The following is a 16,495-nucleotide window of genomic DNA, read 5'->3' as shown; positions in this document are numbered from 1 at the left end:
TGTGCAAAATCAAGACCATATCGTTGTTACGATAAATGGTGAAGAATACTTAGCAGAAAATAACCAAAATCTATTGGATTTGATTAACACGACAGACGAATTTGTGCCACAAATTTGTTACAACGAGTCACTAGGGCCTGTGCAAACATGTGATACGTGTATGGTAGAAGTTGATGGTCAAATTGTTCGTGCATGTGGAACATCAGTAACACCTGGCATGATAGTGGATACAAGCTTTGAGCATGTAAATGCAGCTCAAAAAGAAGCTCTCGATAGAATACTAGAAAAGCATGAGTTGTATTGCACTGTCTGTGATTATAACAACGGCTCATGTGAGATTCATAATACTGTTGCAGATTTTGGGCTGGAGCACCAATCAAGACCCTTTGAACCAAAGCCATATGAGATTGATAACTCAAGTCCGTTCTACCGTTATGATCCGGACCAGTGTATATTGTGCGGGCGTTGTGTAGAAGTATGCCAGGATATCCAGGTAAATGAGACGCTCCTGATTGACTGGAAGAGAGAAAAACCTCGCGTAGTATGGGATAACGACGTACCAATTGACGAATCATCTTGTGTAGGATGTGGACAATGCGTCACAGTATGCCCATGTAATGCCTTAATGGAAACATCGATGGTTGGTGAAGCAGGGTATATGACTGATCACAGTCCAGGATTATTACGGTCCATGATTGAATTGACGAAAAAGGCAGAACCAGGTTATGGTCCATTATTTGCGGTATCTGATACAGAAGCATCGATGCGAGAAGAGCGAATTGAAAAGACAAAAACGGTTTGTACATATTGTGGTGTCGGGTGCACATTTGATGTATGGACAAAGGACCGTAAAATATTGAAAGTAGAACCACAGCAAGATTCTCCTGCAAATGGTATTTCTACATGTATTAAAGGGAAATTTGGCTGGGATTATGTGAACTCTGAGGAACGGTTAACCAAGCCGTTAATTCGTGACGGTGAATCTTTTGTGGAAGTTGAATGGGATGTAGCGATAGATTATGTTGTAAAACGTTTTTCAGAAATTAAAGATGGTAATGGTGCTGATGCACTTGGATTTATTTCGTCCTCCAAAGCTACAAATGAAGAATCCTATGTGATGCAAAAATTAGCGCGACAGGTAATTGGGACAAACAATATCGATAATTGCTCACGCTATTGTCAGGCACCGGCTACAAAAGGACTTTTTCGGACGGTAGGACATGGAGGGGATTCTGGCTCAATTGATGATATTGGTGAGGCAGAAATGGTTATAACAATAGGTTCTAATACGACAGAATCACATCCTGTGCTTGGTTCGCGCATTAAGCGTTCGCAAAAGTTATTTGGTCAGAAGCTGTATGTATTTGATTTACGAAAACATGAAATGGGACAGCGTGCTGATAGGTTTTTCCAGCCTAAAAGTGGAACTGACTTAGTTTGGCTGTCTGCAGTAACAAAATATATTATAGATCAAGGCTGGGAAAATCGTCCGTTTATTGATAAATGGGTGAATAATTTTGAAAGTTATAAACAATCACTGGCTAAGTTCACACTTGATTTTGCAGAGGAATTAACAGGTATTTCCAAAAAGGATTTAATCGAAATCGCGGAACAGGTTGTCAGTGTTGATAAGCTTGCAATTTGCTGGGCAATGGGTGTAACTCAGCATCAACTGGGCAGTGATACGAGTACAGCAATCTCAAATCTATTATTAATTACTGGAAACTATATGCGAAACGGTACAGGGGCATATCCATTACGGGGTCATAACAATGTCCAAGGCTGCAGTGATTTTGGTAGTATGCCTAACTTCTTCCCTGGATATGAACAGGTTACAGACGATGATGTTCGTGGGCGCTATGAAGATGCCTGGGGTGCAGAAATTCCAAGTGAACCTGGAAAGGATAACCATGAAATGATTAAGGCGATCCATGAAGGGAGTTTGAACGCTTTATATGTGTTAGGTGAAGATACGGGGATAGTTGATGCGAATATCAATTATGTTACTGCTGCATTTGAAAAACTCGATTTCTTCGTTATTCAGGATTTATTTTTAACGAAGACAGCGGAGTATGCTGATGTTATATTACCTGCTGTTCCGAGTCTTGAAAAAGAAGGAACATTTACGAATACCGAAAGACGTATTCAACGCTTGTACAAAGCGCTAGATCCTGTGGGAGACTCACGTCCGGATTGGCAAATTATTATGGATATTGCAAATAAGTTCGGGTATGACTGGGATTACTCTGATCCATCGGACATTATGGATGAGGCAGCATCACTTACACCATTATTTGCAGGAGTAAATTATGATAGGTTAATAGACTATAATAGCCTTCAATGGCCTGTTGACGCGGATGGGACAGATACACCGCTGCTGTACGTTGATGGGTTTCCGTTTGATGATTATAAAGCCAGATTGTATCCACTCGAATATGAATTAAAATATGATACAAATGAAGAATATGATTTGCATGTGAATAATGGAAGAGTGCTTGAACATTTTCATGAGGGCAATATGACATATAAATCAAAAGGAATTACAAATAAAATGCCAAATGCGTTTATTGAAGTTTCACCTGAATTAGCTGAAGAACGTGGGATTAAAGAGGGTGCTGAAATTAAACTAACATCGGAAGCCGGGGAAGCTACTGGAATTGCTCACATTACAGATCGTGTACGTGGTAAAGAATTGTATCTTCCATTGAATGATAATGGAAAATCAGCCGTCAATTATTTAACTGACAATAATGTGGATAAAGACACGAACACCCCCTCCTATAAGGAGATTGCTGTGAGAATGGATGTTATAAAGAAAAAGGGCAAAAGTCCATTGCCACCGAATAACTATCGACGAGGCAATCCACAACCTCAAGTTAGTGTGAAGGTAGAGCAAAAATGGGATCGTGATGACTATATATTTCCGGGAAGTCAGGTGAAACATGATGTCTAATCCGATAACAAATATTAAGCGAATGGAAATTCCAGAAGAAACTATAAAAGAACGGAATCTTGACGATGTTGCTCGGGCGGTCAGCGAAAACAAAGAGGCAATTTTAAAAGGAATTGAATTGTTAGCGACACTTAACAAAAGTGACACGTTGGATACTGTAAATGCCTTAGTAAAACATAAAGAGGATGCTTTAGAAAACGTGATGGGGGAATTAAACAAACCGCAATATTCGGGAACACTTGAGAACTTGAGTAAATTGTTTCTATTTATTGGTGAGCTCAAAGTAGATGAAATTCAATATTTTGCAGATAGACTTAATAGTGGTATGGAAGTAGCAAGTACATCTGAAGATTCCGTTAAGACGTCATATATGGATCTATTAAAGGCGCTGAAGGATCCAGAAATCAATCGAAGTATTACCATGCTGCTTCATTTTTTACGCGGGATGGGTAGAGAGTAAAAAAACTTGAGCCTCAAAATATGTTCTATTAGCACCAAATGAAAATTAAAAAAACTTTTTAATTCAAAAGATTTGCATTAATTAATATTTGTTCAGTAAGATGGAGTTGTACTATTTATTATTGTTTTCACATAGATTTTAGTAGGTATGTCTCACAATTTTTAGGAGACATACCAAATAACTTGGGGGAGGTTGAGAAGGTGAGTAGTATTTTGGTTGCGATAATCGGGATGCTTGTTTTCGCATTAGGTTATCGCTATTATTCTAAGTTTGTCGCAGAAAAGATTTTCAGATTAGATCCTAACTATGTTACACCTGCACATCGTTATAAAGATGGTGTGGATTTTGTACCTACGAATAAATTTGTTTTGTGGGGACATCATTTCACGTCAGTTGCAGGGGCAGCACCAATTGTTGGGCCGGCTATAGCAGTTTATTGGGGTTGGCTCCCAGCATTCCTATGGGTAATTCTTGGGACAGTGTTTGCTGCAGGTGTGCACGACTTTGGAACACTTGTATTATCTGTTCGAAATAAGGGTCAATCGATTGGAACGCTTGCAAATAAACTTATCGGACAACGAGCGAAGGTCCTGTTTTTATTCATTATTCTTATTCTGGTATTAATGGTTAATGCAGTATTTGCATGGGTAATTGCAAATCTGTTTATTTCATTCCCGGCTAGTGTTATTCCGGTGTTTATTCAAATTCCTTTAGCAATATGGATAGGTGTTGCGGTATATAAACGTAAGCAAAAAATGCTTGTGCCATCATTGCTGGCTTTGGCAGTTATGTATATAACTGCAGTTATTGCAAGTAGGGTCGATTTTATGCAAATAGATTTAGTCCAGTATATGGGCGGTGAAGGTGCTACAGGACTATTTGGACTTGGAGCTGTTTCATCTGCATTTTTTATTTGGATTATTATATTGATGATATATGTATACGTCGCTTCTACATTACCTGTTTGGAAGTTACTGCAGCCACGTGACTTCATTAATTCACATCAGCTAATTGTTGGTCTTGCGATTTTGTATTTGGGACTATTATTAAGCAATCCAGAAATCACAGCGCCACTAACTCATACGAATACAGATGTATCATGGTTCCCGCTATTATTTATCACGATTGCATGTGGAGCCATATCAGGATTCCATGGTTTAGTATCGAGCGGTACTTCTAGTAAACAATTAAATAACGAGTCTGAAGCACGATTTGTAGGGTATTTAGGTGCTGTTGGTGAAGGGGCACTAGCATTGATAGCAATCATTGCTGTTGTTACATTCTTCTCTAGTACCGATGAATTCCTAGCAACGTATAGCAGCTTTGCAGCAGCGGGCGGCGCAGGACTTAATGTGTTTGTTCAAGGTGCTGGTCAGCTAGCTACAGGATTAATGATACCTCCAGATGTTGCTGCTACAATTGTATCTGTAATCGTAGTGAGTTTCGCTGCAACAACACTAGACACATCGGTTCGCCTAATGCGCTATATTATAGCTGAACTAGGTGTTGAATATAAAATGCCGGCACTTACAAAAACACATGTTGCAACTTCAATTGCTGTTGTCTCAAGTGCGGCGTTAGTACTACTGCCAGAAGGTCCAAAAGGTTTTGGGTCAGGTGGATATCTGCTTTGGCCGTTATTTGGGACATCTAACCAGTTACTCGCAGGGATTAGTTTATTGCTGATTTCCATTTGGCTTAAACGACAAGGCAGAAACTATATGATCACCTTCATTCCAATGGTATTCTTGATGTTTATGACACTGTGGGCAATGTTCCAACAGGTTGTATTTCAATGGTCATGGTTTGGATCAAGCTCGAGCACATTACTCTTTGTCTTCGGAGCAATCATATTTGTGTTTGCGGTATGGATTATATTGACCGCATTTACAGCATTAACGGGTAAAATGGATCAGGATATCGATACTGATGATAAGATGATTAAGTAGGAAATTAAATTAGAGGGGGATCATTTTTTAAAAGTGATCCCTTTTCTGATTATAGAAGAAGAGGTGAGAAACGTGTTAGATAAAATTAAGATGCTCATCGAATATTATGAAGAAGTATTAAATATGCCACATCGTCAAGAAATTGCAAGGGAATTAAGAGACCAGGATGACTTGTTTTTGCTTCTATTATATTCTGAGATGATTGGTATTCCAAATCCTGTTTATTACTATACACTTGAACTATATCCATATATGATTGAGCGTTTCCATGATTGGCATTTAAGAATGGGAATGGAAAAGTCACCAATGACAGGAATCCGCTGTTGTTAATTAGAAAAGCGTAAGCGTCTTACTTATTAGCGACGTATGGACTGCGCTCAGCAATGCGGATGGATCTACGTTGCCGCACAAAGCGTTGGTCTTTAGATAATCTCTTTTACCATGAGATAAAGGGGACATTGAGTAAGCGAACATTCGAGTCCACTAGACGCTACAGCTGGACGTGGCTACGCTTTATATAAAACTGTATAGGTATTAATTAATATTGTTAGATACTCATTGAAAAGGAGCCTAAATATGCAAGTTCTAGAGAAAAAAATTATTTTTGTTGGCGGAAAAGGCGGTGTGGGTAAGTCAACTTCAGCTGCAGCAATTGCTTGGAAGTCAGCAGAGGAAGGCCATAATACATTGCTTGTATCTACAGACCCTGCGCATAATTTAGGAGATATTTTTAATCAATCAATTGGAGGAAAGACAACAAATGTTTCAAAGAATCTTTCAGCCCTTGAGATTGACCCGGAAATAGAGACTAATAATTATATTAAAGGGGTAAAGGAAAACATTAAAGGTGTAGTTCATTCTGGTATGATGGAAGAGGTTTACCGACAGTTGGATACTGCAAAGGCTTCACCAGGAGCAGATGAAGCTGCGTTGTTTGATAAACTAATTTCAATTATTTTAGAAGAAAGCGAGCATTATGATAAACTTATCTTTGATACAGCTCCAACAGGGCACACGATCCGCCTGCTTTCATTGCCAGAGCTAATGGGAGTATGGATTGAAGGAATGTTACAGAAACGACAAAAGACAAATGAAAACTATACACAATTATTAAATGATGGAGAACCGATTGAAGACCCGATTTATGATGTACTTAAAACTCGCCAGGAAAGGTTTTCAAAGGCAAGAGAAGTTTTATTGGATGGAAAAGTTACTGGGTTTGTCTTTGTGATGAATCCTGAGCGTTTGCCAATTTTGGAAACACAAAAAGCGATTGAATTGCTTGATAAATACCATCTTCATGTGAAAACATTAATTGTAAATAAAGTCTTACCAGATGATGTGGATGGTAATTTTCTACTTCAACGTAAAGGGCATGAACAGCAATATATGGATACTATAAAAGAAACTTTTACGAAGCAGCAATTGATTTATGTGCCATTATTTTCTCGCGATATAATGGACAAGCAACAACTTAATGATTTCAGTAAATATTTTGTGAAGGAGTGATTGAATATGAAAGCATTTGTACATGAATTTGGAGAAACGAAGATTAAAGATATGGCAGATCCATTTGCAGATCACGGACAAGTTACAGTGTCAATACGAACCGCAGGATTAAATCGACGTGATATCTCGATTCCAAAGCGTAGAGGAGATGAAGCGGCTGCACTGATTCTCGGGTCTGACGGTGCTGGCATAATTGAATCAGTGGGGGAAGGCGTTACAGATTTTTCAATTGGAGATGAAGTAATTATTAATCCATCACTTCAATGGTATGAAAATAGTGATGCGCCTCCAAAGGGATTTGACATCCTTGGAATGCCTGATAATGGAACATTTACGGAAAAAATTGTGCTTCCTGCTGAACAGGTGGAAGCAAAGCCAGAGCATCTCACATGGGAAGAGGCAGGAGTTCTAGCCTTACCTGCTTTAACCGGTTATCGTGCATTGTTCACAAAAGGTGGGCTTAAAGAAGGGGATACGTTGTTTATTCCTGGTGCTGGAAGTGGAGTTGCGACATATCTTATTCAGTTCGCCAAAAACGTTGGTGCAAAAGTGATTGTAACTTCGCGCAGTGCAGATAAACGTCAACGAGCCAAAGAATTAGGTGCTGATATTGTTTTGGATACAAACAGTGACTGGACAGCGGAGCTTGAAAATGAAACCATTGATTTAGTAATTGAAAGTGTGGGACGAGCTACATTTAATCGCTCATTGGAGGTACTGAAGAAGGGTGGACGTATTGTAGCATTTGGTGCTACAACAGAGGATACAATCGATTTGAATTTACGGAAGTTTTTCTATGGACAATATCAATTATTCGGTTCAACTATGGGAAGCAGGCAAGAGCTTCGTGCAATGCTGAAGCACATTGAAAGATTTAAAACACATCCAGTTGTTGACAGTACATTTTCGCTGGACAAAGCAAACGAAGCGATGAACTACCTTGAACAAGGTAAGCAGTTTGGGAATGTTGCACTTGTAGTAAGTGAATAGATAGTAAAGGCTCTCTTTTATAGCAAGAGAGTCTTTTTGCAGTTAAGAAAGCAGCATGGCTGCCGAGTGCGCAGCCACCATCTATTGTAATTGAATTTTCATACAAATAATGTTGAGAGGTTTTGCGGACACCAGGGACCTTATTTGGCTGAAATACAGGAAAATGTTGATGTTTGCAGACACCAAGGACCTTATTTGTTACAAATCCACTCTATCAGCCATGATATAAGTGAAATAAGAGCTTCTGTGTCCGGATAAATTCGAAAAGGTGACTTTTTTATAGTAATAGCGTCTCCTGTGTCCGTTAAAAAGTAAAAGGTATAGAAAAAATCTATTTCGTTAAACCTCCGTGGCTCTGCAATGCGCAGCAACCATCTGTTATGAAATTAAATTTGTAATAGAGCTAGAGTCAAAAGTATAACTATTTTCTTAATGCATAAGTGCAACTAAGGCTTATCTATATTAAGGCTTGGCGCTAAGCCAGGTTTTCTAATATTGGAGGTATGGAGATACTTTGTCAATTGCTTCCTGCATTTTCTGGCTATTTTTTTCATACATATTCTTCGTTTCCTGATTCTCGGAAGCCAATGCAAATAATTCAAGGTCTGCTTGGCTTTTTTTCATTGCAGCTAGAAGCAGTGGTTTTTCACTCGGACTAGGTACAGTAATTTTGTCATCATATAAATCTACTGTTAATTGTCCGTCGCTATCTACTTGACCTAAAAACACATTTTCAATACTGACATCCATTTTGTCCAACTCGGTTTCAAGCCAATTTGTGTTTAGTGAAGCATTTGATAAAGGCTCAAGTAATGCATGTCCGTCCATGACAACTGTTTGGGGTTCTTTTTCTGGAGCTGGTTTTAAGCCAATATCCTTAACTGTCACTGGCTGATTTTCTTTTTTAGGTAATACATTGACCTTTCCTGTTGGTTCTAAAACAGCAAATTCGACATCCGCTGCCTTATACATGTTGTTGTTACGCAATTCTTCAAGCAAATCATCGGTCGTATAACGTTCTTTTTTTAAATTTTCTTCCAATATTCTACCATTTTGAATAAATACGGTGCCTTTCCCTTGAGTTAAGTCGCGTACTCTTTTACTCTTCAATGCTATATATTCTAACCCGAATGGGATAAAGAACCATACTGAAAGTGCAATAAGTGCATACTCAAATTGAGTTGTCAAATCTGTCACATGTGTTGCGACAATACTCCCAATAACAATTCCAGTTATGTATTGAAAGATATCAAGCTGAGACATTTGTTTTTTACCAAGCATTTTGGTAATAAAAAACAGTGCAATCAATAAACTTAGTGATCGAATTAGGATTTCAACCCAGCCTGGCATTGTATCACTCCTTTAATTCTTATATTGTGGTTCTTGCTGAGATAAATATATTACTTGTTTCTCCAAATCAGTCTTTATATCAGAAATGATACTTTGAACTTCATGGAAGCATTCTCGTGCTTCTGGATTTTGTGTTTTATTTTCTAATGAGAGAAGTGTTGCTTCAACGCTTTTAATAGATGAAAAGCAGCCTTTAACTTGTGATCCTACAGTCATATTTTATTCTATCCTTTCGGTTTAAAAATAATAGCACCAATCATTCCAAATATAATAGCAGCTGAAATACCAGAACTCGTGACTTCAAACATTCCTGTTACAACCCCAATCAGACCATGTTTTTCAGCCTCTGCCATTGCCCCATGGACAAGTGAGTTACCGAAGCTTGTAATCGGGACTGTTGCACCTGCACCTGCAAAGTCAATTAACGGTTCGTATAGGCCGAAACCATCCAAAATTGCTCCGGAAACTACAAGGATACTGAGGGTAAGTCCTGGATTAAATTTAAATACATCAAACATAATTTGGCCGATGACACAAATAAGTCCTCCGACAACAAATGCCCAGAAAAAAATCATTGTATATCACTTCCTGATTCGATAGAGACTGCATGTGCAATACATGGAATTGAATCACTTTGCTGCACGCTAAGAGGTGAATGCAGGGCACCGGTTGCAACTACAAGAATTCGATTAAGCTTTTGCTGTTTCATTAGATTTAAAAAGTGTCCATACACTACAACAGCTGAACAAGCAGCTCCACTTGCACCAGCTAGAACAGGCTGACCCTCACGGTAAATAGTTAATCCGCAATCTTTAAAATTTTCTTCTGTAACAGCAACATTTCTTTTCTGCAAAAGGTCTATCGTTATTTCACGACCAACATAACCAAGGTCTCCCGTAATAATTAAGTCATAATATGACGGGGCAATATCACGTTCCTTTAGATGTTGCTCAATCGTGTCAACAGCAGCTGGAGCCATTGCGCCGCCCATGTTAAAAGGATCAGTCATACCCATATCAACAACTTTACCAATTGTTGCGGAAGTAATTCTGGGTCCATCTCCTTCTTTAGCTATGAGCGCACATCCTGCGCCCGTTACTGTCCACTGTGCAGTAGGTGGTTTTTGACCGCCATATTCAGTTGGGTATCTGAATTGTTTTTCAGTGGCTGCATTATGGCTGGAAGAGCCACTTAAAACATAGTCAGCCCCATTACTGTTTATAAGAAATGCTGACAGTGCAAGGCTTTCCATAGAGGTTGCGCAGGCACTGAATAAGCCGAAATATGGCACATCCAATGTTTTGGCTGTAAAACTTGTTGGTGTTATTTGATTAATTAAATCACCACTAATAAAAAAATTCACCTGTTCCTTTTCAATCAAACTGTTTTTTACAGCAATTTGAGTTGCTTCTTCCATCATTGTTCGTTGAGCTTTTTCAAAGGTTGATTGCTTAAGCCACATATCATCATGTAAAAGGTCAAAGTCTTTGGGGATATTCCCTTCTGCTTCAAAAGGTCCACCTACAGTGCCGGTTGAAATAATGACAGGTTTATTTTCAAAAATCCAAGTGCGATGTCCAGTCAGCATTATAATCCACCCCACTGAATGAGAATTGTTTTAATTAATGCAATAACAAAAGCAGAAAAAACGCCAAACAGAATGACTGATCCTGCCAATTTAAACATATTTCCACCGACTCCTAACACAAATCCTTCGGTACGGTGTTCGATAGCAGCAGATATAACTGCATTGCCAAAGCCTGTAACTGGAACAGCAGAACCGGCACCAGCAAATTGTCCGATTCGGTCATATATTCCAAAGCCTGTTAAAAGCATTGTAATAAATATCAAAGTAGCAACGGTTGGATTCCCAACAGTTTGCTCTGTAAAGTCAAAGAAATAAATGTAGATTGTTGAAATTATCTGGCCGATAAAACAAATGAATCCACCTACAAAAAAGGCTTTAATACAGTTTTTAAAAATGGGCCTCTTAACTTCTCTATCCTGTTGAAATGCTTGGTACTTTTGTGCACTAGGTGGTAGATTTTTCTTTTTCTTATCTGCCATAAACTGCTCACTCTTTTCCTTATGTTTGTTCATTCATAAGTTTGATTAAATGTTTAACTTCCTTTTCAAGCTTCTTCTTTGAAATGTCTCTATTTTGTATTTGTTTTTCAAGCCGTTTTGTTTCAATTACTATTTTTTGATCAGTTGATAGTTGAACTTTATGATCACGAAAAACTTTTTCCATTTTTTTATGCAAGTTTTTCCGGATTTTCGCTAATTTAAAGCGTTCATTATGATGTACCTCAATTGCAATAACCAGATCCCCCTCAGTGTTTACCGCATAGATATTAGTTATCTCCTTGTGCTGACTAAGGCTTTGCTTAGCACTATTTGAAACGGATTGATCAATTGATGCTTCAGTAGAAATGTTGGTAAAATTAACTCCATCAATCTGACCGTTCTGGGAGGGATCACTATCTGTATTTGGGTTGCAGCCAAATAGGAAAAATATTATACCAAGTGTAAACAAGATTTGATAACTATTCATAATATAATCCTCCCGTTGATAGAGGTTGGCGATAGGGAACCAACCTCATGTAGTAATGTATTTATAGTCCTTTATATTGTGGTTCTTCCTGCTCAATTTGTGATACTCTTGGTTCAACGCTCTGTAAGATTGACTCTGTTTGCTGGGCAGCATTCTCATAAAGCTGTTTCGCTTGTTTATTTTCTGTTTCTAATGCGAACTGTTCAAAACTAGCCTGTGCACTTTTAAGACCTGCTAGTGTTTGCTTAACTTGGCTTGAGACTGTCATATATATCCTCCTTTATTTGCGTTTCGCTTCACTATATATAATCTTATAAAATGCGGTTATTTATACTTTCTATATTTTACCTATTATTTATACTTAATTAATATAAAATTAAATAAATGGAAACTTTTTGGTAGGTTAATACGTCTTATATATAAGTTAGGGGAGTGAAAAATGAAAAAAGGGGTATTTGTACTATCGATTTTGTCGGTATTTCTCTTGATCTCATTTTATTGGTTTTACGAGCAGGCTGGGGCAGAACTGACAGTTAATCAAAGCAAAGAAATACAACAAGATGAATTTATTTTACATATCCGTGTGGAAAAAATGTCTGAGGGATTTCAAGTTTTTCGGTCAATCCAGTACATAGGGGAGGAACAGGTAGAGATAACACATCAAACTCCACTTATATCTGTCTCGCTAAAACATAAAAATCATGATTATACTGGAAGCAATGTTACAAGAGTGCTAACTTCAGGAAGTAGTTATCATCCTCAAGGTTCTAAAACGTTTGAAGCACCGGGCAGAGGTGAATATACATTGTTTTGTGAATCAAGATTTAACGTGGATGGTGAAGAAATAAAAATAAATTATCAAGAAAATTTAATGTTTAATTAAAAAACAGCATGCCGAATAAAAACGGATGCTGTTTTTTTACATAAGAAATTATAAATTCTATCTTACTGCATAAGTGTAACTAAAGCTTATCTAAATCAAGGCAATTAATCCAAAGTATGATGAATTCTGAGAAAGCAAAGTATGCTTTCATAAGAATCACTTTAACGAATGCCAAGTTTTCTAATATTTTATCGCTTATTTAAGTTTTTACTTTTAATAAATGGGGTAACATCCATTCGATTTGCTATTTTGTATTTACGAACCATCTGCTCTGACCATGTGTCTGTACGTGTATTATTTGATCTTGTCTGGTAATATGTTTTGAGTTCTTCATTAAAGTTATCTATTAATTCCCGTTGAAATTGATAGTCTGTATTATATTTATTCTCGTGATATACGGCATCTATGGGAAGACGCGGTTTTTTATCAGGATTTTCATCAGGATAGCCCACAGCCATCCCAAACAAAGGTACAACGTAGTCTGGAAGCTCCAAGATATCATTAACTCGATTAATATTATTTCGGAGACTACCTATAAAGCATGTTCCTAAACCCATTGATTCTGCGGCGATTACAGTGTTCTGAGCAACTAATGCTGTGTCTACTGTTGAAACAAGGAACTGCTCAGTACTTTCTATGCTCTCCTGCATAGCCTTTTGTTCTTCTGGGGTAGCTTGCTGATAGATACGATTTAAATCAGCACAAAAAACGAAGAAATGTCCATTTTCTTTTACGTAATCCTGCCCAGATACTTCCTTTAATCTTGCCTTTACAGTTTCATCTGTAATACCGATAACAGTGTATGCCATAACATAACTTGATGTGGATGCTTGCTGAGCGGCACCGATAATTGTATGTATTTGTTCAGTCGTTAACTGTTCACTTTTAAATTTTCGTATTGATCGATGATTACTTATTATATTTACTGTATCAATCATTATTGAAACTCCTTTAATCAATTGTGTTTAGTGTTAGTTCAACACTTACCGTTGTTTTTTTACTTTCCTGCCACTGATTAATATTTTCAGGTGATACCTCAGTTATATCTGGATGGGATACGATGATTGTGTCATTATCCACCCAATCGGCAGTTAAGATTGGCCATTTGTAGTTCAGAACATCTTTGTCGTTCATTTCGTTTACGAGTGGAAGTAACCTCCATTCTTCTAAGTCAATAACAGCAATGTTGGAGTATGGAGCAGGAGATGTGAGTTTCCTATGAAAACGTAGTAATATTTTTGTGTTGTCTGGTGAAGCCTTTGCCTGAATGTACTTTGCTAAATCAGCGATCAAATATGCTTGATTGTCCTTTGTTTGATCAAGTAATAAGTATGAGCATAATTCATCCTGACAGGAGAATTCAAGTAAGTAGAGATTTTTATCAACAGCACTTACACGAAACATATTCATTTTTTCTAGTGCTTGTTGGTGATTTGGAATACCTTGTAAATAAGCATTCAAAATAGGAACCATTTCCAAGTTGATCTTAACCTCTTCATCAGGAAGGGTGAACTCGATAAACTGTTCAACTTCTTCATCTTCAGTTTGTTCTTCTATAAATTCAGGACCTTGGTTAGGATCAACTAGTTTCGTGTCTTTTTGTATAATTACTGGCTCTTCACTACAAGCTACCAACAGTATAAGTGCACCTATACATAATAACCACTTATACATTATAAACACCCCCCAACATCTGCATACATCTAATTATACATTAAAGAAAACCTATTTCTAGGTCAAAACCTTTATTAGAAAATCTGACTTTTTATAAAGGAAATCTGGTTTCTTTTTTTATATAAAAAAACACCACTCGTAAGTGATGTTTTTTAGTGGTCATGTCTGTTTTAGAATAATTGAAATACATAATTAATTAGGAACCATAAAATCCCAAAGAATATGATCAAATATGTTACATATTTGATTACAGCAACTCCGACTTTACTTGAGTCGGATTTTTTTTCTACACGTTCTACTTCCACATCTTTATGTTCATCCACACTAAGCACTCCTTTTAAATCACAATTTAGTAATCACTATGATTATTTCTGGGGTGTTGGTAATTAAATACCCAGTAGGAAGAACATTAAAACATTTCTTATTCTTTGGCACTTTTCGAAAGTTCTGTTGCTTTTTATCTTCGCAATTGATATAAACTGCGAATTAACATGAAAAATACTCAACCGGGGATCATAACTTCGATATGAGTGACCGTTTCTCACTATTTAAACAGAGTTCGGGTTCTCATAACCCCGATGAAGACACGTTTCACGCTATTTGAATAGCGTCCGGGTTCTTATAACCCTGATGAGTGAGCCCATGACTAGTAAGACTGCGAAAGTGCTAGCTTGAGCAGATGTTGCATTGGTACCGGAGTGGTGCAAAAGAAAATTTTCACTGTGTCGCAGTTTCTATCAACTACGTTATGATTTCATTACTTTGATAAAGCAACAATATTTTATTAAACAGCCTATTTTTTAATTGTATGTGGTGAAATATCAATTTTGGGCCAAATTTGTTACACTGATGGTAATGATTAGTAATTGATTAGTAATGGAAGGTTTGATCTAGAATGGTAGAAATACGAAAACCAATCCCCGTGCAGGAAGCAATTGAACATGTCTGGAATCACCGTCATCAAGGGTGTACGGAATATATTTCTATTAATGATTGTGATAATAGAAGACTTGGAGAAAATATAGTGGCTAGTCATGCGGTACCACCGTTTAATAAATCGCCATATGATGGTTTTGCCTTCAGCTCTGAAGATACCTTACATGCCGGTTTAAATAATCCTGTAGAATTCGATGTTGTGGAACATATTGGTGCTGGCCAATTACCAACAATTCGACTGGAGCAAGGTCAGGCAACACGAATTATGACAGGCGCAAAAATTCCGGAAGGCGCAGATTGTGTTGCTATGTTTGAAGTTTGTAAGACATATGAGAAAAATAATATGGCCTGCATGTCAATTAAACGAACAATGAAGGCTGGTCAAAATATAATTGAAGAAGGATCAGAGGTATCTGAAGGCGAAAAACTTATTGAGCGGGGAACACTAATAAACCCTGGTGTTAAAGCATTATTGGCCACCTTTGGATATAGTGAAGTAAAAGTTGCTAAGAAACCTGTAGTAGGGGTGATTGCAACTGGTACCGAATTACTGGATGTTAATGAACCATTACAACCAGGTAAAATTCGTAATTCCAATGCATATATGATTGAATCACAGATACTTAGAGCAGGAGCTGAATATAAATATTTCGGAAAGCTTGCAGATGAATTTGAACCCAGTTATCAGACAATAAAGCAGGCTCTGGAAGAAGTAGATATATTAATTACTACTGGAGGCGTCTCAGTTGGCGATTTTGATTTAATGCCGGCCATTTACGAGAAACTTGGAGCAAGTATACTTTTCAATAAAGTAGCAATGCGGCCTGGAAGTGTTACGACTGTTGCGTCTAACGGAAACAAATTATTATTTGGTTTATCTGGAAATCCTTCTGCATGTTATGTAGGGTTTGAGTTATTCGTCCGTCCTATAATACATCATAGCTTATTTAGCAAGACACCATATTTAAAACGGATAAATGCTACATTAGCAGATGATTTTCCAAAGCCAAATCCATTTACACGATTTGTTAGAAATTATATAACTTATGAAAATGGTAAAATATCTGCCAGATTAGCAGGTGTGGATAAGTCAAATGTTGTTACATCATTAGCCCACACTACAGGGTTAATGATGCTGCCCGGTGGTACACGTGGTTTTAAATCAGGTGATGAAGTAGAAGTGCTGCTATTAAATAGCAGTGAGGGTCAACTGGAATTTTAGTTATTAAAAAGGAGT

Annotated in this window: 18 protein-coding genes; 8 read left to right on the top strand and 10 right to left on the bottom strand. The window is 37.5% G+C overall.

Annotated elements, in window-relative coordinates; genetic code table 11:
- The first annotated feature begins 1 nt into the window (after position 1).
- The 6 genes from fdhF (at position 2) to BMY13_RS13560 (ending at position 7,861) form a co-directional block, all read left to right on the top strand.
- On the top strand, positions 2 to 2,953 hold the full coding sequence (gene fdhF / locus BMY13_RS13585; protein ID WP_092505194.1) for a formate dehydrogenase subunit alpha: 2,952 nt from the start codon (positions 2 to 4) through the stop codon (positions 2,951 to 2,953).
- Complete coding sequence (locus tag BMY13_RS13580) at positions 2,946 to 3,413, top strand: helical membrane plugin domain-containing protein (protein WP_092505192.1); 468 nt, start codon at positions 2,946 to 2,948, stop codon at positions 3,411 to 3,413. Before fdhF ends, BMY13_RS13580 begins: the two co-directional genes overlap by 8 nt.
- Before the next feature lie 200 nt (positions 3,414 to 3,613).
- A complete protein-coding gene (locus tag BMY13_RS13575; protein ID WP_092493153.1) occupies positions 3,614 to 5,362 on the top strand; it encodes a carbon starvation CstA family protein in 1,749 nt (582 codons plus the stop codon).
- A gap of 51 nt (positions 5,363 to 5,413) precedes the next feature.
- The gene (locus BMY13_RS13570) at positions 5,414 to 5,692 is read left to right on the top strand and encodes a cory-CC-star protein (RefSeq protein WP_483887702.1); all 279 of its coding nucleotides are present in this window, start codon (positions 5,414 to 5,416) and stop codon (positions 5,690 to 5,692) included.
- Between the two features lie 246 nt (positions 5,693 to 5,938).
- On the top strand, positions 5,939 to 6,871 hold the full coding sequence (locus BMY13_RS13565) for an ArsA family ATPase (RefSeq protein WP_092493152.1): 933 nt from the start codon (positions 5,939 to 5,941) through the stop codon (positions 6,869 to 6,871).
- A gap of 6 nt (positions 6,872 to 6,877) precedes the next feature.
- Entirely contained in the window at positions 6,878 to 7,861 is a 984-nt protein-coding gene (locus BMY13_RS13560) for a zinc-binding dehydrogenase (protein WP_092493151.1), read from the top strand.
- A gap of 489 nt (positions 7,862 to 8,350) precedes the next feature.
- Here the strand turns inward: BMY13_RS13560 and BMY13_RS13555 are convergent, their stop codons facing one another.
- The 7 genes from BMY13_RS13555 to BMY13_RS13525 form a co-directional block, all read right to left on the bottom strand.
- Positions 8,351 to 9,211 (bottom strand): DUF421 domain-containing protein, encoded by an 861-nt coding sequence (locus BMY13_RS13555; protein WP_092505190.1) that lies wholly within the window; start codon positions 9,209 to 9,211, stop codon positions 8,351 to 8,353.
- A 12-nt stretch (positions 9,212 to 9,223) separates the two neighbouring features.
- Complete coding sequence (locus BMY13_RS13550) at positions 9,224 to 9,427, bottom strand: DUF1657 domain-containing protein (protein ID WP_092493149.1); 204 nt, start codon at positions 9,425 to 9,427, stop codon at positions 9,224 to 9,226.
- An 8-nt stretch (positions 9,428 to 9,435) separates the two neighbouring features.
- A complete protein-coding gene (gene spoVAE / locus BMY13_RS13545) occupies positions 9,436 to 9,786 on the bottom strand; it encodes a stage V sporulation protein AE (protein ID WP_092493148.1) in 351 nt (116 codons plus the stop codon).
- Positions 9,783 to 10,799: a stage V sporulation protein AD gene (spoVAD, locus tag BMY13_RS13540; RefSeq protein ID WP_092505188.1), complete on the bottom strand. Its 1,017-nt coding sequence runs from the start codon at positions 10,797 to 10,799 to the stop codon at positions 9,783 to 9,785. The genes spoVAE and spoVAD overlap by 4 nt, the downstream gene beginning before the upstream one ends.
- On the bottom strand, positions 10,799 to 11,278 hold the full coding sequence (gene spoVAC / locus BMY13_RS13535; RefSeq protein ID WP_092493250.1) for a stage V sporulation protein AC: 480 nt from the start codon (positions 11,276 to 11,278) through the stop codon (positions 10,799 to 10,801). Before spoVAC ends, spoVAD begins: the two co-directional genes overlap by 1 nt.
- Before the next feature lie 19 nt (positions 11,279 to 11,297).
- On the bottom strand, positions 11,298 to 11,765 hold the full coding sequence (locus tag BMY13_RS13530; RefSeq protein ID WP_092493145.1) for a YhcN/YlaJ family sporulation lipoprotein: 468 nt from the start codon (positions 11,763 to 11,765) through the stop codon (positions 11,298 to 11,300).
- Positions 11,766 to 11,826: 61 nt separating this feature from the next.
- Entirely contained in the window at positions 11,827 to 12,033 is a 207-nt protein-coding gene (locus tag BMY13_RS13525; protein WP_092493144.1) for a DUF1657 domain-containing protein, read from the bottom strand.
- A gap of 171 nt (positions 12,034 to 12,204) precedes the next feature.
- Here BMY13_RS13525 and BMY13_RS13520 point away from each other — a divergent pair, with 171 nt between their 5' ends.
- The gene (locus tag BMY13_RS13520; protein WP_092493142.1) at positions 12,205 to 12,648 is read left to right on the top strand and encodes a hypothetical protein; all 444 of its coding nucleotides are present in this window, start codon (positions 12,205 to 12,207) and stop codon (positions 12,646 to 12,648) included.
- A 188-nt stretch (positions 12,649 to 12,836) separates the two neighbouring features.
- Here the strand turns inward: BMY13_RS13520 and nfsA are convergent, their stop codons facing one another.
- From nfsA to BMY13_RS19530, 3 genes are all read right to left on the bottom strand, one after another.
- Positions 12,837 to 13,586 carry an oxygen-insensitive NADPH nitroreductase gene (nfsA, locus tag BMY13_RS13515; RefSeq protein ID WP_092505186.1) on the bottom strand — a complete coding sequence of 250 codons (750 nt, stop codon included), beginning with the start codon at positions 13,584 to 13,586 and terminating at the stop codon, positions 12,837 to 12,839.
- Between the two features lie 13 nt (positions 13,587 to 13,599).
- The gene (locus BMY13_RS13510) at positions 13,600 to 14,322 is read right to left on the bottom strand and encodes a hypothetical protein (RefSeq protein WP_092493139.1); all 723 of its coding nucleotides are present in this window, start codon (positions 14,320 to 14,322) and stop codon (positions 13,600 to 13,602) included.
- A 170-nt stretch (positions 14,323 to 14,492) separates the two neighbouring features.
- Positions 14,493 to 14,645: a hypothetical protein gene (locus tag BMY13_RS19530; RefSeq protein WP_175476805.1), complete on the bottom strand. Its 153-nt coding sequence runs from the start codon at positions 14,643 to 14,645 to the stop codon at positions 14,493 to 14,495.
- Positions 14,646 to 15,217: 572 nt separating this feature from the next.
- Between BMY13_RS19530 and BMY13_RS13505 the strand changes: the two genes are divergently transcribed.
- On the top strand, positions 15,218 to 16,480 hold the full coding sequence (locus tag BMY13_RS13505) for a molybdopterin molybdotransferase MoeA (protein ID WP_092505184.1): 1,263 nt from the start codon (positions 15,218 to 15,220) through the stop codon (positions 16,478 to 16,480).
- Positions 16,481 to 16,495: the final 15 nt, after the last annotated feature.

Origin of the sequence: Virgibacillus subterraneus (assembly GCF_900110695.1) — a bacterium.
GTDB lineage: Bacteria > Bacillota > Bacilli > Bacillales > Amphibacillaceae > Lentibacillus > Lentibacillus subterraneus.
Note: the sequence above shows the minus strand (reverse complement) of the source record. Positions and strands in the feature narration are given on the sequence as shown.